The organism is Rhodococcus sp. NPDC060086, assembly GCF_042730275.1.
Taxonomy (GTDB): domain Bacteria; phylum Actinomycetota; class Actinomycetes; order Mycobacteriales; family Mycobacteriaceae; genus Rhodococcus.
The window spans coordinates 19,563-42,204 of sequence record NZ_JBHWWZ010000024.1 but is presented as its reverse complement, the minus strand read 5'-3'; the positions used below and the strand labels follow the sequence as shown (position 1 = coordinate 42,204).

1 protein-coding gene is annotated in these 22,642 nt (G+C 71.2%); it reads left to right on the top strand.

Going from position 1 to position 22,642, the window contains the following annotated elements:
• Positions 1 to 419 precede the first annotated feature (419 nt).
• A complete protein-coding gene (locus ACFWB0_RS15100; RefSeq protein ID WP_378491268.1) occupies positions 420 to 22,619 on the top strand; it encodes a non-ribosomal peptide synthase/polyketide synthase in 22,200 nt (7,399 codons plus the stop codon).
• The last annotated feature ends 23 nt before the right edge of the window (positions 22,620 to 22,642 follow it).

The following is a 22,642-nucleotide window of genomic DNA, read 5'->3' as shown; positions in this document are numbered from 1 at the left end:
GGGGGAACGGTCGGGCGCGTACCACGAGTAGTGGGACAGGTGTGATTCGAGTTTCGACAATAGGCACCGGGGGCGGGTTTTCGCGCGGTTTCGGCATTTGTCGTCGTGAATCGGACATTCCGGATTCGGATATCGAACAGTGATCGAATCGCGATGGAAAAGTAATTGTTCTCGCGGACAAAAATGGCATTCGCCATATTCCGGCTCCGCTCGAATTACCGACCGGTATCGCATGCGGTCTCGTCGCTTTTTCTGCGACGCGAAACCGCACCGGGACGCGACGGATGTGGTCTAGCTTGGGGAGTGCTTCCGATCACTCGGAACAATGCACGACCGGAAAAAGTGGGGCACCGATAGGGCCACCATGACGCGATGTCGGGGCGCGCCGGTTATCGGCCACATCGCTTCTCGGAGGGGTAATGTCGTTGCGATCTCATGAGCCGGCGCTGCCCGAAGGCGCCTTCCCGTTGTCGTCCGCGCAACGGTCGATCTGGTTCGCGCAGCAACTCGCACCGCACGTGCCGATCTGCATCGCGCAGTACATCGATCTGCGCGGCGACGTCGACGTCGATCTGCTGTGCCGGGTCTCGTTGCTCGCCGGCGGCGAGTTCCAATCCGCATACCTGCGGATCCTCGAAGTCGACGGCGAGCCCTATCAGGTCGTCGACAGCTCCATCATCTCCGAGACCATCCCGCAGTTCGACTTCCGCGGTGAACCCGATCCCCTGCGCGCCGCCCGCGACTGGATGGACGCCGACTACGCCCGACCGGTCGACCTGAGCACCGATCTGCTGGTGAACATGGCGGTCCTGCAGGTCGCCGACGACCGGTACTTCTGGTACACCCGCATCCATCATGTCGCGCTCGACGGCTATGCCGCGATGACCATGCTCAACCGGGCCGCCGCGCTGTACACCGCGGCGCACGAGCAGCGCGAACCCGACCCCGCGCGGGCCGCGGACCTGCGCACCCTCTACGACTGGGACCGCGACTACCACGGCTCGACCCGGTACACCTCCGACCGCGACTACTGGCTCGAACGGGTCGCCGGACTCGAAGCCGGCTCGACCCTCGCGCACCGCGACGCCCCGACGGCTGCGCAGAGTCTGCTCACCGGCAGCGCACTGCCCGATGACCTCGTGGGCGCCCTGGCCGCGAGCGACGACACCACCGCCGGTTCGTCGTCCACGGCGACGGTCATCGCCGCGTTCGCCACCTACCTGGCGCGCATGACCGGCCACGACGACGTGGTGATCAACCTGCCCGTTTCGGCGCGCACCACCGCGGTCGTGCGGCGCAGCGGCGGCATGCTCGTCAACACCGCGCCGCTGCACATCCGGCTCGCCGCCGACGACACTCGCCGCGCTCTGGTGCAACGGGTCCAGCTCGAGCTCACCGGGGCGCTGCGGCACCAGCGATTCAGCCTCGAGGACATCCGGCGCGAGAGCGGCGCGGCCGGAGATCCGACCCGGTACGCCGGGCCGATGGTCAACGTCATGCTCTTCCACCAGGAGATCACTCTCGGTGACATCCGCGGGGAATTCCACATCATGACCTCCGGCCCCGTCGAGGACCTGCTGGTCAACATCTATCAGAGCGGGACCCCCGCGAAGACCTTCATCGATTTCCGCGGCAATCCGCATCGCTACGACCGCGACGAACTCACCGAGCACCACACCGCGTTCGTGGCAGTGCTCGACGCGTTCCTGCGTGCCCCCGCGGACACGCCGCTCGACCGGATCGACACGGCCACCGCCGAGATCGGCCGTCGCCGCAGGCATGCCGTGGCGACCGCGGCATTCTGGCGCCGCACCCTCGCCGGGGCCCCCGAACAGCTCCGGTTGCCGCGCACCTCTCCCGGCGCCGAGCGCGCGGCGGACACCGAGAAGGACCCGTTCGGCACAGTCGAGGTGGCCGTCGCCGTCACGTCCGCGGACCTGGCCGCCCTGTGCGAGGGCTCCGACGACACCTGGTATCCGGCGCTGCATGCCGCCACCGCGATCGTCGAGGCCCGGCTGACCGCAGAGGAGAGCACCGTCATCGGCAGGCCCGGCCCCGCGGTGGTGCTGCCGCTGTGCGCTCGCGTCGACGCTGCGGAATCGTTCGCCGCGTTGCTCGCCCGCCTCACCGCCCTCGATGCGCAGGCCGCGGCGCACGACGAGATCACCGCCGACGACCTCGCTGCGTCCGGCCCCGTCCCGATCCCCCCGGTGGTCCTGTCGGTCACCACCTCCACCGAACCTCTCGAGCCCACTGCGCTGCCCGCTACCGCGCTGCAGTCGGCCGCCGCCTTGACCCTGCACGTCACGGTGAGCGCCGACGGGATCGCGGTACGCGCCGTCTTCCGTCGCGCCGAGATCGACGCACACACCGCCGAGGACTTCGTGGTCCGCGTCGGCCGCGTCCTGGCCGCAGCCGGGGACGACCCGGACTGCGCGGTCGGTGACCTGCCCGTCGTCGCCGCGGGCGAACCGGCCGGATTGCTGCCGGCACGGGGACGCCCGGCCATGTCCCCGCAGCTGTGGCCCGAACTGCTTTCCGCGGTCGCCGCGATCGTCCCCGACAGTCCCGCCCTCGTGTGCGGCGACCGGTCGGTGACCTACGGCGAACTCGACCTGTGGTCCAACCGCCTCGCTCGCATCCTCATCGACGCGGGGGCCGGACCGGAACGCATCGTCGCATTGGGTATCGCACGGTCCCTCGAGTCGGTCGCCGCGCTGTGGGCCGTCGCCAAGGCCGGTGCGGCATTCGTGCCGATCGACCCGGCTTATCCGATCGACCGTATCGAATACATGCTCACCGATTCCGGTGCCGTGCTCGGGTTGACGACCGGCGCGCACCGCACGCACCTACCCGACCTGGTGCCGTGGCTCGAACTCGACGACCCGGACCTGCGCGACCGCATCGAGCGCACCTCCGACGTTCCCGTCACCGACGCCGACCGGCCCTGCGACCTGCGCTTCGATCACGCCGCCTATCTGATCTACACCTCCGGCTCCACGGGTCGCCCCAAAGGCGTGCTCGTGCCGCATCGGGGCCTGGCGAATCTGTCGGCGACCCTGCACACCCGGCTCGCGCCGCCCCCCACCGCACGGGTCTCGCACTTCTCGTCCCCGAGCTTCGACGCGTCGATCTTCGAGTACATGACGGCATTCGCGGTCGGTGCGACACTCGTGGTCGTCCCGGCCACCGTGTACGGCGGCGACGAACTGACCGAGCTGCTCAACCGCGAACGCGTCACCCACATGTTCGCCACCCCCGCAGCGTTGGCGTCTCTCGATCCGGCCCGCCTGCAGGCCGGGTCGATCACTGTCGCCGGGGAGGCCTGCCCGCCGGAACTCGCCGCCCGGTGGGCGCCCGGTCGTCGCATGTTCAACGCCTACGGACCGACCGAGACCACCATCGTCGTCACCATCACCGAACCGCTCGTCGCGGGGGAGACCGTCACCCTCGGGGCTCCGGTGTGCGGGGTCACCGAGGTGGTCCTCGACACCCGGCTGCATCCGGTGCCGCGCGGCGTGGCGGGCGAACTGTACGTCGGGGGCCCCGGCGTCACCCGCGGCTACTTCGACCGTCCCGGCCTGACCGCGACCCGGTTCGTCGCCGACACCTACGGTGCGCCCGGATCCCGCACTTACCGCACCGGTGACGTGGTGCGCTGGCATCACGACGACACCATCGAATACCTCGGTCGCTCCGATTTCCAGGTCAAGATCCGCGGTTTCCGCATCGAGCTCGGCGAGATCGACGCTGCCCTGACCGATCACGACACCGTCGCGTTCGCCGTCACCCTCGGCCGCACCGCCCCCTCCGGCGATCCCATGCTGGTGGCGTATGTGCTGCCCGAGACCGGCCGGGCCATCGAGACCGACGCACTCACCGAGCACCTGCGGCAGCGGCTCCCCGCGCACATGGTGCCCGCCGCGCTGGTGGCGCTCGATCACATCCCGCTGACCCCGGTCGGCAAACTCGACCGCCGTGCCCTGCCCGAACCGGTGTTCACCACCACCGTCAGCGACGGCGCCCCGGTCTCGCCCACCGAAACCGCGGTGACGCAGATCCTGTCCGACCAGCTCGGTGTCGAGCGGGTCGGACTCGACGACAGCTTCTTCGACCTCGGTGGCAACTCCTTGATCGCCACCCGCGTGGTGGCCCGCCTGGGCGAGGCGTTCGGCACCGAGGTGGGGGTGCGAACCTTGTTCGAGGCGCCCACCGTGCGGACCCTCGCCGCGCACCTCGACGCGAGTGGTGCCTCCGCGCACCGGCTCCGGGTGCCGCTGACGGCACGGCCCCGACCCGAGCGGGTGCCGGTGTCCGCGGCGCAGCGGCGCCTGTGGTTCGTCAACCAACTCGACACCACCTCCGCCGCCTACAACATTCCCGTTGCCATCACCTTGACCGGCACCCTCGATGTCGCCGCGCTCACCGCCGCGGTGCGCGATCTGCTCGACCGGCACGAGTCGCTGCGCACCCTGTTCCCCGCGACCGCCGACGGACCGATCCAGCAGATCCTGCCTGCGACCGACCTCGACCTCGACGCGGCCCCGGTCGACGCGGCCGAGCTCGAGCGGGCCGTCGCCGAGGTCGTCACCGCCGGGTTCGACGTCACCGTCGACCCACCGGTCCGGCTCCGGCTGCTGCGGGTGCACGACGAACAGCACGTCGTCGCCGTGGTCGTGCATCACATCGCGGCGGACGGCGCGTCGCTGGCGCCGCTGGCCCGGGACCTGATGACCGCCTATCTCGCGCGCCGTGACGGGCAGAGCCCGCAGTGGAATGCGCTGCCCGTGCAGTACGCCGACTACACCCTGTGGTTCGACGAGATGCTCGGCACACTCGACGACGCCACCTCCCGCGCCGCCGAGCAACTCGGCTTCTGGCGTACCCGGCTCGCCGGCGCACCGGAGATCGGTGCGTTGCCCACCGACCGGCCGCGGCCCCCGGCCCAGTCGTTCCGCGGCGCCACCGTCGACTTCGACATCGCGCCCGCCCTGTACCGGAAGATCACCGCGGTCGCGCATGCGCACGGTGCCACCGAGTTCATGGTGGTGCACGCCGCACTGAGTCTGCTGGTCGCGCGCTTGTCCGGCAGCGACGACGTCACCATCGGCACCCCGGTCTCGGGGCGCGGGGAACGTGCCCTCGACGACCTGGTGGGCATGTTCGTCAACACTGTCGCGCTCCGCACCGCGGTGCCCGCGGCGACGCCGTTCGGCACCTACCTGCAGGCGGTACGCGACGGTGACCTCGACGCGTTCGCGCACGCCGACCTGCCGTTCGATGCCCTCGTCGATCTGCTCGCCGGGGCCAGGTCGGCGGCGCATTCGCCGCTGTTCCAGGTGATGCTCGCCTTCCAGAACAACGACACCGCTCACCTGGAGCTACCCGACCTGACCGTCGATATCACCGAAATCGACACCGCCACCACTAAATTCGACCTGCATCTGACTGTCACCGAGATGCCGGGGCCCGACGGCGGCACCGAGTCGCTGCGCGGCGCCCTGTCGTACGCCACCGACCTGTTCGACGCCGACACCGCCGCCGGATTCGCCGACCGTCTCGTGCGGCTGCTCACTGCCGCGGTGACCGCACCCGGCCGTGCCGTCGGCGACCTCGATCTGCTCACCACCGGCGAACGCACCCGAGTGCTCGGCGAGTGGAACGACACCACCACGGCACTGCCCGCCGGCGACACCCTGCTCGATCCGTTCGCCGTACAGGTCGCCGCCACCCCGCACGCCCCCGCCGTCGTGGCCGGCGTGCACACCGTCGGCTACGCCGAGTTCGACGCCGCCACCAACCGGCTCGCCCGCGTGCTGCTGCGCCGCGGCGCGGGGCCGGGCCGGGTCGTCGGCCTGGCCGTGTCCCGTTCGCTCGACCTGCTCGTCGGCATGTACGCCATCGTCAAGACCGGTGCCGCCTACCTGCCCCTGGACCCCGAGCATCCCGCGGAACGCACCGGCTATGTGCTCGGCAGTGCCCGCCCCGCGCTGGTCGTCACCGTCACCGCCGACGCCGGGTGCCTCGCCGGCGCCGAGGTGGAGGTGCTGCACCTCGACACCCTCGACACCGGCGCCGAATCCGACGCCCCGCTCACCGACACCGACCGTCGCCGGGCGCGCGGCGACGACCTCGCCTACGTCATCTACACCTCCGGCTCCACCGGCCGCCCCAAGGGCGTTGCGGTGACCCACCGCGCCATCGTCAACCGGTTGCGCTGGATGCAGCACACCTATCCGCTGACCACCGCCGACACCGTGCTGCAGAAGACCCCCGCGACGTTCGACGTGTCGGTGTGGGAGTTCTTCTGGCCGTTGCACACCGGGGCACGGCTCGTGCTCGCCGCGCCCGGCGGACACCGCGACCCCGACCATCTGCTCGAGCTCATCGACACCCAACAGGTCACCGTCGCACATTTCGTGCCGTCCATGCTCGCGGTGTTCACCGCCGCCGCGACCCGGCCGGGCGCCGGTACTTCACTGCGGCACCTGTTCGCCTCCGGAGAGGCCCTGCCCCCGGAGACCGCCGCCGCGACCCGCCGCGCCTTCCCTCAGATCGAGTTGCACAACCTGTACGGGCCCACCGAAGCCGCCGTCGACGTCACCGCCTGGACCACCAGCGACGACGACACCGGCACCGTGCCCCTCGGCAGCCCGGTGTGGAACACCCGCACCTACGTACTCGACGGCCGCCTGCATCCGGTCCCCGCCGGGGCGGTCGGCGAACTGTATCTCGCCGGGGTGCAACTCGCCCGCGGCTATCTCGGGTGCGGCGCACTGACCGCCGACCGGTTCGTCGCCGACCCGTACGGGCCTGCGGGGGAGCGGATGTACCGCACCGGCGACCTCGCCACCCGCCGCCGCGACGGCGCCCTGCTGTACCTGGGTCGCAGCGACTTCCAGGTCAAGGTCCGGGGCCTGCGCATCGAACTCGGCGAGATCGAACATGCTCTGCGCAGCCATCCGGACATCGCACAGGCCGCGGTGCTCGTGCATCACCTCGCCGACGACGTGCTCACCGGCTATGTGGTGCCGCACCCGGACCGCGCCGTCGACCCCCGCGCGGTCACCGCCGTGGTCGCGCAGCAGCTCCCCGACTACATGGTGCCCACCACCGTGATCGTGCTCGACCGGTTCCCGGTCGGGGTCAACGGCAAACTCGACCGCGGCGCCCTCCCCGCACCCGAGAAGTCCGCACCCGACCGCGGCTACAGCCCGCCGCGCACCCCCGTCGAACAACTCGTCGCCGACACCTTCGCCGAACTCCTCGAAGTACCCCGGGTGGGGTTGCACGACAGCTTCCTCGACCTCGGCGGCGGCTCTTTGCTCGCGATGCGCCTCGCCGCACGCCTGTCGACCACCCTCGGCACCGACCTCGGCATCCGCGACCTGTTCGACCATCCGACCGTCGCCGCAGTCCTCGACCACGTGCACCGCACCTCCGTCGATGCACCCGACGCAGCCCGTCCCGCACTCACCGCCGGGCCTCGCCCCGATCCGCTGCCGCTGTCGCCGGCACAGCAACGGATGTGGTTCATCAACCAGTTCGACACCACCGCCCCGGCCTACAACATCGCCGTAGCGCTCCGCCTGACCGGACATCTGGAGCTGGCCACGCTGCGGGCCGCGGTCACCGACGTCGTCGCCCGCCACGAATCGCTGCGCACCCGCTACCCGTTCGCCGACACCGGACCCATCCAGGTGATCGTCCCGGCCGCCGCGGCCTCGCTGCCCGACTTCACCGTCACCGCGATCGACGCCGACAGCCTGGACACACACGTCGAGAAGATCGCCACCACCGGATTCGACGTCGCCACCGAAATCCCCGCCCGCATCCGGTTGCTCGCGCTCTCCGACACCGAGCATGTGCTCGTGATGGTCCTCCACCACATCACCGGCGACGGATTCTCCCTCGGCCCACTGGCCCGCGATGTCATCACCGCCTACACCGCCCGCGCGGCCGGGCACAGCCCCGGGTGGGCGCCGCTGCCGATCCAGTACGCCGACTACACGATGTGGCAACGCGCGGCGCTCGGCGACGAGACGGACCCCGGGTCCCTCGCCGCGCGGCAGTTGTCGTTCTGGCGTGAACGGCTCGACGGAGTTCCGGAACTGCTCGAATTGCCCCTCGACCGGGTCCGCCCGATGCAGCAGAGCCGCCGTGGTGCGCGGGTGCCGTTCACTCTCGACGCCGCCACCCACCGCCGGCTGGTGGCGTTGGCGCGCCGGCACGACACGTCGGTGTTCATGGTGGTGCACGCCGCGCTGGCGGTGCTGCTCGCCCGGCTGTCGTCGACCTCCGACATCGCGATCGGCACCCCGGTCGCGGGCCGCGGGCACCGCAACCTCGACGACCTGATCGGCATGTTCGTCAACACCGTGGTGTTGCGCACCCGAGTCGACGACACCGAACCGTTCGCGGCGTTGCTGCAGAAGGTCCGCGACGACGACCTCGCGGCGTTCGATCACGCGGACCTTCCGTTCGAACGTCTCGTGGAAGTCCTCGATCCGCCCCGGTCGACGGCGTATACACCGCTGTTCCAGGTGATGCTCGAATTCCAGGACACCGAACGCCCCGAGGTGGTGTTGCCGGACCTGACCGTCGGGGTCCTCGATCTCGCGGCACCGCTGTCACTGTTCGATCTGCAGTTGTCGGTCGCCGAAACCGTCGGCAACGACGGCCCGGCCGGGATCGCGGCATACTTCACCTACGCCACCGACCTGTTCGACGCCGCCACGGTGGTCTCGTTCGCGGACCGCTTCGCCCGCATCGTCGAGGCCGTCACCGCGGGTGCGGAGATCCCCGTCGGCGACATCGGTATCGTCACCGCTGTCGAACTGGCCGCTCTCGCGCCGGCCCGCGGCAGGCCACCGGTCTCGCCGCAGCAGTGGCCCGAGATGCTCACCGCCATCGCCGCGATCGTGCCCGATTCGGTGGCGTTGTCGTTCCGCGGCCGCCAGGTGACCTACCGGGAACTCGACGACTGGTCCACCCGCGTCGCCCACCTGCTCATCGACGCCGGAATCGGACCGGAAAACGTGGTGGCGCTAGGTATTTCACGGTCGATCGAATCGGTGGCGGCGGTGTGGGCAGTCACCAAGACCGGCGCCGCGTTCGTGCCCGTCGACCCCACCTACCCCTCCGAGCGCATCGACTACATGCTCACCGACTGCGCCGCCGCCCTCGGGGTGACCACCCGCGAGCACCGCGACCGGCTTCCCGGGACCGTGCCGTGGCTCGTCCTCGACGACCCCGGCCTGCGTGCACGCATCGCCGCGGCCTCCACCGAGCCGATCACCGACACCGACCGCACCACGCCACTACTGTTCGACCATCCCGCCTACCTGATCTACACCTCCGGCTCCACGGGCCGCCCCAAAGGCGTCGTCGTCACGCACCGCGGCATGACCAACCTCAACGCCGAGGTCCGCGACCACTTCACCATCACCCACCACGCCCGCGTCTCACACCTGGCATCCCCGAGCTTCGACGCGTCGATCTTCGAATACACCAAAGCGTTCTGCGCCGGCGCGACGCTGGTGATCGTGCCGCCCGACGTGTACGGCGGCGACGAACTCGCCCGGCTCCTGCGCGACGAACAGGTCACCCACGCATTCATCACCCCCACCGCCCTCGCCTCCCTCGACCCGCACGACCTCGACACGCTCCGCGTCCTCGTCGTCGCCGGGGAGGCCTGCCCGCCGGAACTCGTCGCCCGCTGGGCACCCGGCCGGCAGATGTTCAACGGCTACGGCCCGTCCGAGGCCACCATCGAAACCAGCGTCAGCCCGGCCCTGCACCCCGACGAGGTCGTCACCGTCGGCGGCCCCGCCGTCGGCTTCCACCAGGTGATCCTCGACGACCGGCTGCGCCCCGTCCCCATCGGCGTGGCCGGCGAACTGTACATCGCCGGGCCCGGTGTCGCCCGCGGCTACCACCGGCGCCCCGACCTGACCGCCGCCCGGTTCCTCGCCGACCCCTATGGGCGGGGCGGGGAACGGATGTACCGCACCGGCGACGTCGTGCGCTGGCGCGCCGACCACACCGTCGAATACCTCGGCCGCTCCGACTTCCAGGTCAAGGTCCGCGGGTTCCGCATCGAACTCGGCGAGATCGACGCCGCCCTGACCGGCCACGACCACATCGTGTTCGCACACACCGCCGGCCACACCGCACCCTCCGGCGACACCGTGCTGATCTCCTACGTGCTCCCCGAGACCGGCACCGACGTCGACCCCGCCGCGGTCCGCGCGCACGTCGCCGCACGGCTGCCCGCCCACATGGTGCCCGCGACCGTGGTGGTGCTCGACGAGATCCCCCTGACCCCCGTCGGGAAACTCGACCACCGCGCCCTGCCGGTACCCGACCTGACCGCCGCCGGCGGTGAGCACCGGCCGCCGGCCACCGACCTCGAACGCATCGTCGCCGAGATCGTCGCCGACGTCCTCGGACACGAACGGGTGTCGGTGGAGGACAACTTCTTCGACATCGGCGGCAACTCCCTGATCGCCACCCGCGTCGTCGCCCGCGTGAACGCCGCGCTGGGCACCGACGCCGGGGTGCGCGCCCTGTTCGAGGCCCCCACCGTGCGCTCCCTCGCCGTGCGGGTCCTCGACGATCACGGCGGCCACGGCCACACCCCGCTGGTGCCCGCCGTCCGCCCGGAACGACTCCCACTGGCCCCCGCCCAGCAACGCATGTGGTTCGTCAACCAGTTCGACACCACCTCCGCCGCCTACAACATCCCCCTCGCGATCCGCCTCACCGGCCGGCTCGACCTCACCGCGTTGAACGGCGCCGTGTCGGACCTGCTCGAGCGGCACGAGACGCTGCGCACCTGGTACCCCGGTGACGAGCACGGCCCACGGCAACTGATCTCGACCACCGACAAGGCCTTCACCGCGCTCCGACCCGAAACTCTCTCGGCCGCCGACCTGCCCGGCCGGGTCGCCGAGTTGATCGGCGCCGGCTTCGACGTCGCCACCGCCGTGCCGGTCCGCGCGGCGCTGCTCGCACTGTCCGACACCGAAACTGTCCTGGTCGTGGTGGTGCATCACATCGCCGCGGACGGGGCGTCGATGGCGCCGCTGGCCCGCGACCTGATGACCGCCTATCTCGCCCGCACCCGCGCCGCCGCCCCAGACCTGCCGCCGCTGACCGTGCAATACGTCGATTACGCTCTGTGGCAACAGGATCTGCTCGGCGACCCCGCCGACCCGGCGTCGCTCGCCGCCACCCAACTCGACTTCTGGCGCGACACCCTCGCCGATCTGCCGGAGGTGCTGCCGCTGCCCACCGACCGGCCGCGACCCCCGCAGCAGTCGTTCCGCGGCGCCGTGCACCGCTTCGACGTCGACCCCGGCGTGCACGCGGCGCTGGTCGATCTCGCCGCCGCGCACAACGCCACCGTGTTCATGACCGTGCATGCCGCCCTCGCGGTGCTCCTCGCGCGGCTGTCGTCGACCTCCGACATCGCGATCGGCAGCCCCGTCGCCGGGCGCGGGCATCGCGCCCTCGACGATCTGGTCGGTATGTTCGTCAACACCGTGGTGCTGCGCACCCCCGTCACCGGCGCCCTGTCGTTCAGCGATCATCTGCACCGCACCCGCGAGGTCGACCTCGCGGCGTTCGGGCACACCGAACTGCCCTTCGAGAAACTCGTCGACGCGCTCGACCCGACCCGCGCCACCGATCATTCCCCGCTGTTCCAGGTGGTCCTCGAGTTCGGCAACACCGACCGCGCCCACCTCGAGTTGCCGGAGTTGACCGTCGAGGCGCTCGACGCCGACCTCAACGTCGCGAAGTTCGATCTGCAACTGAACGTGCAGGAAAACCCTGGCGGCGGTCTGAGCTGCGCGTTCACGTACGCCACCGACCTGTTCGACGCGGCGACCGCCGCGGCGATCACCGACCGGTTCGTGCGGTTGCTCGCCGCGGTCACGGACGATCCGGCGCGACCGGTCGGCGATCTCGATCTGCTCACCGACCTCGAACACGCCACCGCGGCGAGCCGCGCGGAATTCTCTGCGGCGAGCCGCGCGGATCTGTCTGCGGCGAGCCGCGCGGATCTGTCTGCGGCGAGCCGCGCGGGTCTCTCTGCGGCGAGCGGCGACACCCTGCTCGATCTGTTCCGGCTCGGCGCCGCCCTCGATCCCGACGCGGTCGCGGTGACCGCCGACGACGGGCAGCTGACCTACCGCGAACTCGATGAGCGGGTCCACCGCCTCGCGCGGCTGTTGCTCGAGCACGGCGCGGGCCCCGACACGCTCGTCGCCGTCGCCCTGCCCCGCACCAGTGAACTCGTCGTCGCGCTGCTCGCGATCCTCGACAGCGGCGCCGGATACCTGCCGATCGATGTTGCGTACCCGCCGGAGCGGCTCGCGTTCATGTTCGCCGACGCGCACCCGGTGTGTGTGCTCACCACCGCCGAACACGCCGCGTTCATGCCCGAGACCGCACCGGAACCGGTGCTGCTCGACGCGCAGGCCGTGATCGACCGGCTCGCGGCGCTGCCCACGACCGTCTTGACCGGCGGGGAGCGTCGGCCGGTGCACCCCGATCAGACCGCGTATGTCATCTACACCTCCGGCTCCACCGGCCGCCCCAAGGGTGTGGTGGTGCCGCACCGCACCGTGGTGACTTTGATGACCGACACCCGCCCGCAGTTCGGTTTCGACCAGCACGACGTGTGGACGCTGTTCCACTCCTACGCCTTCGACTTCTCGGTGTGGGAACTGTGGGGTGCCCTCGCACACGGCGGCCGTCTCGTCGTTGTCGACTACCACACCGCCCGCACCCCCGACGAGTTCCTCGCGTTGCTGCGCCGCGAACAGGTCACCGTCCTGAACCAGACGCCGACCGCGTTCCAGCAGCTCGTCGAGGCCGACCGGGTCGCGGGGGGACCGCCGCTGCCGTTGCGCTGGATCATCTTCGGTGGGGAGGCCCTCGATCTGGCGCAGCTCGACCGCTGGTACCGCCGCCACGACGACACCACCCCCACCTTGGTGAACATGTACGGCATCACCGAAACCACCGTGCATGTCACCGCGTTGCCCCTGGGGCGGGCGCTGGCCGCGGAGGCGAACGCCAGCCTCATCGGCGCACCCTTGCCGTCGCTGCACCTGCACATTCTCGATGGGCGGCTGCATCCCGTCCCGACCGGCACGATCGGGGAACTGTATGTCTCCGGTGGGCAGCTGACCCGCGGCTATCACGCCCGCCCCGACCTGACCGCCACCCGCTTCGTCGCCGACCCGCACGGCGCCCCCGGGACGCGGCTCTACCGCACCGGCGACCTCGCCCGCCGCACCCGCAGCGGCGACATCGAATACGTCGGCCGCAGCGACTTCCAGGTCCAGATGCGCGGTTTCCGTATCGAACTCGGCGAGATCGAGGCGGCGCTGCTGCGCAGCCCCGGGGTCGCCCGCGCGGTGGTCGTGGTGCACCACGACGACCGCGCCGCCACCGACCGGCTCGTCGGCTATCTGGTGCCGCAAACCGGTGTCGATCTCGACGTCGATACCGTGCTGGCGCAGGTCGCCACCGACCTCGCCGCGTATATGGTGCCCGCCACTCTCGTCGTGCTCGACACCCTGCCGGTCGCGGCCACCGGCAAACTCGACCGCCGTGCGCTGCCCGCCCCGGATTTCGCGGCCCGCTCCGCGGTGACCCGCGCCCCGGCCGGGGACCGGGAGATCCGGCTCGTCGAGTTGTTCGCGCAGGTCCTCGGTCTCGACACCGTCGGGGTCGACGACTCGTTCTTCTCCCTCGGCGGCGACTCGATCATGTCGATCCAGTTGGTATCGCGTGCCAAGGCCGCCGGGCTCGAACTGTCCCCGCGGGACGTGTTCGAGCACAAGACGCCCGCGGCGCTCGCCGCGGTTGCCGGCACCACCGTCGCCCCTGCCGTGTTGGCGGAACTGCCCGGCGGGGGCGTCGGTGAGATGCCGCTGCCCCCGATCGTGCACTGGATGCTCGACCGGGGCGGCAGTTACGACCGCTACACGCAGGCCGTGCTGCTGCGGCTACCGCACGACCTGACCGGACCCGTGCTGACCACACTGATCCAGGCGCTGCTCGATCGGCACGACATGCTCCGCGCCCGCCTGTATCCGAGCGTCGCTGCGCCGCGCGGCGCAGCGCTGTACGTCGACCCGCCCGGCGCGGTGCACGCCGACACGGTGATCCATCGGGTGCCGGTCACCAGTGCCGCCGACACCGACGAGTTCTTCACGCTCGCCTCGCAGGAACTCGACGCGGCCGCGGATCGGCTCGACCCGTCGGCCGGGGTGCTGCTGCAGGCGGTGTGGTTCGACGCGGCGACCGGCGCCGGCCGGTTGCTGCTGGTGATCCACCATCTTGCGGTGGATGGGGTGTCGTGGCGGATCCTGGTGCCCGATCTCGCGGCGGCGTGGGCGGCCGGTCTCGATCCGCACGCCCCGGCGGCGCTGTTGCCGCCCGCGGCGGGTACGTCGGTGCGCCGCTGGGCGCATGCCCTGGCCACGACCGCGCAGGACCCGGACCGCCGCACCGAACTCGGCTTCTGGCGCCGTACCGTCGATGTCGTCGACCCGCCGGTGGGGGACCGGCCGTTCGATCCGGCCGTCGACGTCAACGCCACCGTGGCGACGGTGGAAGCCGTGCTGCCCACCGCGGTGACCGAGGCGCTGCTCACCACGGTGCCGGACCGGTTCCACGGGTCCGTCGAGCACGGTCTGCTCACCGCCTTCGCGCTCGCCGTCCTCGCGTGGCGCCGCGACCGCGGTCAACACCGGCATGAGGTGCTGCTCAACGTCGAAGGGCACGGCCGGGAGACGACCGCCGCCGACGGCGCCGACCTGTCCGGCACCGTCGGCTGGTTCACCACCATCCACCCGCTGCGACTGGACCTGGCCGCCGTCGACCTCGACGATGCGCTCACCGGGGGTCCCGCCGCAGGCCGCGCTATCAAGGCCGTCAAGGAACACCTCGCCGCGGTCCCGGATCACGGAGTCGGTTTCGGTCTGCTGCGGTATCTCGCCGACGACACCGCCGCCGAACTCGCGGCGCTGGCGACCCCGCAACTGAGTTTCAACTATCTGGGGCGCCCCACTGTCGGCACCGACACCGCTGCCGAGGTGCCGTGGTTGCCGATCGGGGCATTCGGTCGTGGCGGCACGCAGAGCCCCGACATGCCCGCCGCCGCCGTTGTCGATCTCAATGCCGTGACCGTCGACGGCCCCGACGGGCCGGTGCTGCGCACCTTCTGGTCGTTCCCGGCCGGGTTACTCGACGATGCCGAGGTCACCGCGCTCGCCGCCCGGTTCACCGCCGCCGCGACCGCCCTCGCGAGGCATGCGCGCAACCCGCACGCCGGGGGTCTGACTCCGTCGGATCTGCCGCTGGTGCGGCTCGATCAGCCCACCCTCGAACATCTCGAGGACCGGTACGGGCCGCTCGAGACGGTGTGGCCGACCGCGCCGCTGCAGACCGGGTTGCTGTTCCACGCGCTGCTCGCCGGGGACGACCCGGACGCGTATGTAGTGCAACTCGTCCTCGACGTCGCCGGCCGGCTCGATCCGGCGCGGCTGCGGCGCGCGGTGCAGGTGCTGCTGCTGCGGCACCCGAATCTGCGGGTCGCGTTCACCGGCGACGGCGGCGACGGATATGTGCAGGTCGTGCCGACGCACACCGACGTACCGTTCACGGTCGCGGACACCGGCGACGACCCGGATCCGGAGGCCGCCGCCGCCCGGTTGCTCGCCGCCGACCGCGCCACCGGCTTCGACACCACCGCCGCACCGCTGCTGCGGGTCACCGTCGTGCACATCGGCCCGGACCGGCACCGGGTCGCCCTGACGAATCATCATCTGCTGCTCGACGGCTGGTCCACTCCGGTCCTGATCAGGGAACTGCTGGTGCTGTATGCCACCGACAACGACACCACGGTCCTCGAACGACCGCAGAGTTTCGGTACCTATCTGGCATGGCTCGCCGACCGCGACCCCGACACCTCGATCGAGGCCTACCGCCGCGTGCTCGCGGGGGTCGATGAGCCGACGCTGCTGGCTCCGCAGCACCGTACCGGTGCCACCACCGGCGTCTCCGACGACCTCGACGTCGAGGTGAGCGCCGAGTTGTCGGCGCGCCTCGACGCGGTCGCCGCCGCGCGCGGAGTCACCGTCAACACCCTGGTGCAGGTCGCGTGGGGTGTGGTTCTCGGTGCGCTCACCGGACGCCGCGACGTGGTGTTCGGTGCGACCGTCTCCGGGCGGCCCCCGCAGGTGGCGGGGATCGAAACGATGGTCGGGTTGTTCATCAACACTGTGCCGGTGCGCATCACGGTGCATCCGGGCGACACCGTGGGGGCGCTCGTCGACCGGGTGCAGGCCGAACAGGCGGCGCTGCTCGATCACCATCATCTCGATCTGAACACTCTCGACCGGCACGTCGGCGGCGCCGTCCGGTTCGACACGTTGACCGTGTTCGAGTCGTATCCGGTCGATGCGGCGGGGATGAGCGAAGACACCGACATCGCAGGCATGCGCATCACCGGGATCACCGGCCGTGATGCGGCGCATTATCCGCTGAGCATCGTCGCGCACGCCGATACCGTGATGCATCTGCGGATGAAGTACCTGCCGGAGGTGTTCGACAGCGGTGAGGTCGCGGTGATCGCCGACCGCATCATCGCGGCCCTGACCATCTTGACCGGCGACCCCGGCGCGCTTCTCGCGCAGCGCCCGGTGCTCACCGCCGCCGAAGCGCGGGCGCTGACCCCGGGACGCGGACCGGAGGGCGGTTCGACGCTGACCCTGCCGGAGTTGTTCACCGCCACCGCGGCGGCGCATCCCGACGCGATCGCGGTGACCGACGGTGACGTCGCGGTGACCTACCGGGATCTCGATGCCCGCTCCGATGCGCTGGCCCGCCGCCTGCTCGACGACGGCGCCGGCCCCGACGCCGTCGTCGCCCTGGGCATCGCCCGTTCCGTGGAGTCCGTGCTCGCGATGTGGGCGATCACCAAGACCGGGGCGGCGTTCGTGCCGGTCGATCCGCATTACCCGGCGGAGCGGGTCGCGTTCATGCTCGCCGACTGCGGTGCCACCGTCGGGGTCACCACCGCAGCGCACCGCGCCGGGTTGCCCGACACGGTGCGGTGGTTCGACCTGCACAGCCTCGATCTCCGCAGCGCCGACCTGCACAGCGCCGCGATCGGAACCACCGGTGTCTCCGCTCCGATCACCGACGCCGACCGGCGGACACCGTTGCGTCTCGACCACGCCGCCTACCTGATCTACACCTCCGGCTCCACCGGCCGCCCCAAGGGGGTGGTGACCACCCACCGCAGCCTGCACAATTTCGCCCTGGATCAGCGCGACCGGTTCGGCGCCGGCCCGGGCTCGAACGTCATGCATTTCTCGTCGCCGAGCTTCGACGCATCGATTTTCGAATACCTCCTGGCCTTCGGATCCGGCGCCACCCTCGTCGTCGTGCCCCCCGAGTTGTACGGCGGCGCCGAACTCGGCCGGTTCCTCGCCGACCGCGCCGTCACCCACGGGTTCATCACCCCCGCAGCGCTCGCGTCGCTGGATCCGGCCGACCTGACCGCGTTCGTCGACCTCGCCGTCGGCGGAGAGGCCTGGCCGGCGGACCTGCTCGACACCTGGACGCCGGGCCGTCGTCTCGTCAACGCCTACGGGCCCACCGAAACGACGATCATGGCCGCGATCAGCGACCCGCTACGCCGCGACAGCGTCCTGACGCTCGGGCCGCCGCTGCGCGGGGTGCACGCCGTGATCCTCGACGACCTGCTGCGCCCCGTCCCGGTCGGGGCGTCCGGCGAGCTGTATCTCGCAGGCACCGGCCTGGCGCGTGGCTATCACGCCCGCCCCGATCTGACGGCGGGCCGGTTCGTCGCCGACCCGTACGGGCAGGCGGGGGAGCGGATGTACCGCACCGGCGATGTGGTGCGGTGGGTCGGCGACCCGGCCGGCCGGCTCGAGATCGACTACGTCGGCCGTGCCGACTTCCAGGTCAAGATCCGCGGGTTCCGCGTCGAACTCGGCGAGATCGACGCTGCCCTCAGCACCCATCCCGATGTCGGGTTCGCCGTCACCGTCGCGCACACCGCCCCGTCGGGGGAGACGGTGCTGGTCGCCCACTGCCACCCGGCCACCCCCGGAACCCTGGACCACCACACCATCAAAAACCATGTTGCACAACACCTTCCCGCGCACATGGTGCCCACATTCATCACCGTCCTCGACGAGATCCCGCTGACCCCCGTCGGGAAACTCGACCGCGACGCCCTACCCGTGCCGGACCTGACCCGCACCGGCGCCGACCACCACCCACCCGCCGAAGGACTGGAAACCGTCCTCGCCGAGCACCTGCGCGAACTCCTCGGACTCGACACCCTCTCCGCGACCGACAGTTTCTTCGACATCGGCGGCAACTCCCTGATCGCGACGCGCGCCGTCGCCCGGCTCGGCGACCACCTCGGCCGCGACATCCCCGTGCGCGCCCTGTTCGAACACCCCACCGTGCGCGACCTCGCCGCGCACCTGCACGCAGCCGAGGGCACCGACGAACACGCCGGGCCACGCACCGGCCCCACCGCGGCGCCGCGCCCCGACCGCATCCCCCTGTCCCCGGCCCAGCAGCGCCTGTGGTTCGTCAACCAGTTCGACACCACCTCGGCCGCCTACAACATCCCGCTTGCGATCCGGCTCAGCGGGCATCTGTCCCGCGCCGCGCTCGGCGCCGCCCTGCATGATGTGCTGTCCCGGCACGAGGCGCTGCGCACCGTGTACCCGGCCACCGCGGACGGACCGCACCAGCGCATCCTCGCCGCCGACGACGTGCCGTTGACCCTCGATGTGGTGCCCGCCGGTGCCGACACGGTCCTCGCCGCGGTCGGCGACTTCACGGGCGCCGGTTTCGATGTCACCGTCGATGTGCCGCTGCGGGCGCGGGTGTTCGCGCTCGGCCGCGACGAACACATTGCGGTGCTCGTGGTGCACCACATCGCCGCCGACGGCTCGTCGCTCGCGCCACTGGCCCGCGACCTGATGATCGCCTATCAGGCCCGCACCCGCGGTGACGCCCCCACCTGGGCGCCGCTGCCCGTCCAGTACGCCGACTACGCCCTGTGGCAACACGACCGCCTCGGCGACCCGGCCGACCCCCGCTCTCTCGCCGACGCCCAGATCCGGTTCTGGCGCGACACCCTCACGGACCTGCCCGAGGTGTTGCCGCTGCCCACCGACCGGCCCCGCCCCGCGCAGCAGTCGTTCCGCGGCGACGTCGTCCGCTTCCCGATCGACGCAGCGCTGCATCAGCGGCTCACCCGGCTGACCGCGGCGCACGGCACCACCGTGTTCATGGCGATGCACGCCGCCCTCGCCGTGCTCCTCGCACGACTGTCGGGCACCTCCGACATCGCCGTCGGCAGCCCCGTCGCCGGCCGCGGCCACCGCGACCTCGACGAGGTGGTCGGCATGTTCGTCAACACCGTGGTGTTGCGCACCCCGGTGCCGGCGGCGGCGACGTTCGCGGCACTGCTCACCGACGTCACCGACCGCGATCTCGACGCCTTCGCGCACACCGACATCCCGTTCGAGACCGTCGTCGAGACCGCCGACCCGATCCGCTCCACGGCGCATTCCCCGCTGTTCCAGGTGTCCCTCGAATTCCAGAACACCGAACGCGCCGCGCTCGAGTTGCCGCACCTGACGGTGCAGGGCGTCCCCCTCGATCCGACGGTATGCAACTTCGACCTCGAGCTGCTCGTCGCCGACGCTGGAGGCACCCGCGGCGCTGCCGACGCCGCTGGTGTCCTCGACACCGGCACCGAGGGGGGCGGTCTCGAGGCGGCGTTCGTGTACGCCACCGACCTGTTCGACGCCGCCACCGTCGCCGGGTTCGCGGCGCGCCTGACCCGGCTGCTCGACGCCGTCACCACCGACCCCGACGTCCCGGTCGGCGAGATCGACCTGCTCACCGACCTCGAACGCGACACCCTGGTGCCTGCGAGGGGCCCGGACAGCGGCGACGCCCGGTTGTGGCCCGATCTGCTCGACGAGGCCGTCGCGATCGATCCCGCGGCGGTCGCGGTCGTCGACGGGGACCGCACCATCGCCTACCGCGAACTCGACCACGCCGCCACTGCGCTGGCGCGGCTGCTCCTCGACCGCGGCGCCGGCCCCGACACCGTGGTCGCACTCGCCCTGCCCCGGTCGATCGACTCGGTGACCGCGGTGTGGGCCACCACCCGCAGCGGTGCGACGTTCGTGCCCGTCGACCCCACCTATCCGCCCGAACGGATCGAGTTCATGCTCACCGACAGTGCCGCGACCGTCGGGATCACCGACACCGCACACCGCGGCGCCGTCCCGGACACCGTGGACTGGATCGTGCTCGATTCCGGTGAGGTCCGCGCCGACCTCACAGCCCGCGACACCACTGCGATCACCGATCGGGACCGCCCGGTGCCGCTACGCCCCGACCACGGCGCCTACCTGATCTACACCTCCGGCTCCACCGGCCGCCCCAAGGGCGTGACGGTCACCCACCGCGGCCTCGCCGACCTCGCCGCCGAGGAACACGACCATCTGCTCGTCGAACCGGGCAGCCGCGTCTCGCACCTGGCGTCCCCGAGTTTCGACGCATCGATCTTCGAGATGATGATGGCGCTGTCCGCGGGGGCGAGCCTGGTGATCGTGCCGCCCGGCGTGTACGGCGGCGACGACCTCGCCGCGGCGTTGCGGGCCCACCGCGTCGACCATGCGTTCATCACCCCCACCGCCCTCGCCTCACTGGATCCGGCGCAGGTCCCCGACCTGCAGGTGTTGCTCGTCGCGGGGGAGGCGTGCCCCCCGGAGCTGGTCGACCGCTGGGCCGACGGACACCGGATGATCGATGCCTACGGCCCCACCGAAGCGACCATCATGACCTCGCTGACCGACCCGCTGCGCGCGGGGCAGCCGGTGACCATCGGCCGCCCGTCGCGTGGCTTCCGGTCGCTGGTGCTCGATGCGCGGCTGCGGCCGGTCCCGATCGGGGTGCCCGGCGAACTGTATGTGGCCGGGCCCGGCCTGGCGCGGGGCTACCATGCCCGCCCGGATCTGACGGCGGGCCGGTTCGTTGCGGACCCCTGCGGCCGGGGCGAGCGCATGTACCGCACCGGTGATGTGGTGCGGTGGGTCGGGGATCCGGCGGGCCGGGTCGAACTCGAGTATGTGGGCCGCGCCGATTTCCAGGTGAAGATCCGCGGGTTCCGGGTCGAACTCGGCGAGATCGACACCGCGCTCACCGGCCACGATCAGGTGGTGTTCGCGCACACCCTCGGACACACCGCCCCCTCGGGGGAAACGGTGCTCGTCTCGTATGTGCGCGCCGCCGAGGACACCGCACCCGACCCGGTCGCGCTGCGCAGGCACGTCGCCGCACATCTGCCCGGGCACATGGTGCCGACGGTGATCGTCGTCCTCGACGCCATCCCGCTGACCCCGGCCGGGAAACTGGATCGCCGCGCGCTGCCCGCACCGGACTTCACCGCCCGCACCGCCGAGGGCCGCGCTCCCGACACCGACCTCGAACGTCTCGTCGCGGACGTGTTCGCCACCCACCTGGGTCTGACCGCGGTGCCCGCGGACGGCAACTTCTTCGAACTCGGCGGTACGTCGCTGCTCGCCACCCGGCTCGTCCCGGATCTGTCGCAGCGCCTCAACCGCCGGGTCGGTTTGCCGGCGCTGTTCACTCATCCCACGGTCGCCGACCTGGCGCAACACCTGAGTGGGGACGCGGACAGCGGCACCGTCGACGACGCCCTGCGGGTGTTGGTGCCGCTTCGGGAGGGCACCGCACCGGCGTTGTTCTGTGTGCATCCCGCGGCGGGGCTGGCCTGGGGATATGCCGGGCTCACCCAGCACCTCGACGGGGAACGCGCCGTGTACGGGCTGCAGCTGCCCACTTTGAGTAATTCCGGCACCGTCGACAGCATCCGGTCGCTGGCGGTGCGCTACGCCGAGGAGATCCGCCGGGTGCAACCCCACGGGCCCTACCATCTGCTGGGCTGGTCGCTCGGTGGGATCGTGGCGCACGCCGTCGCCGTCGAACTGCAACGCGCCGGGGAGGTCGTCGACACCCTCGCGTTGCTCGATGCGCACCTCAACGTGTCCGGTGGCGCGGCCCCGGCGGTCAAGGACATGCTTCGCGATCTCGGTGTCTCCACCAACGGCGGTGCCGATCCCAGCTACGCGGAGGCGCTCGTGCTCCTCGAGCGCACTTTCGGGGAACTGTCGGGGCTGACGGCGCAGCACCTCGAACGGTTGCACACCGGGTCGGCGGCCGCGGCCCGTGCGGCGCGGCGGCATTCGCCGGTGACCTTCCACGGCGATGTGCTGTTCTTCACCGCCACCCGCTCCGCGGGGTCGGTGCCCGCCGTCGCCGCGTGGCACGACATCGTCGACGGCGAGATCCACCAGTTCCGGATCGACTGTGAACACCACGAGATGGTGGCTCCGCCCGCGGCGCAGGACATCGCCGCGGTGCTCATCGCGCGTCTCGAGGACAGCGATGTCAGTGTGCGGCGCGGGCACGGTCGGTGGGGGATCGGTACGGAAGTGGTGCGCTGAGCGGGTGCGGCGCCGGGGCAGGG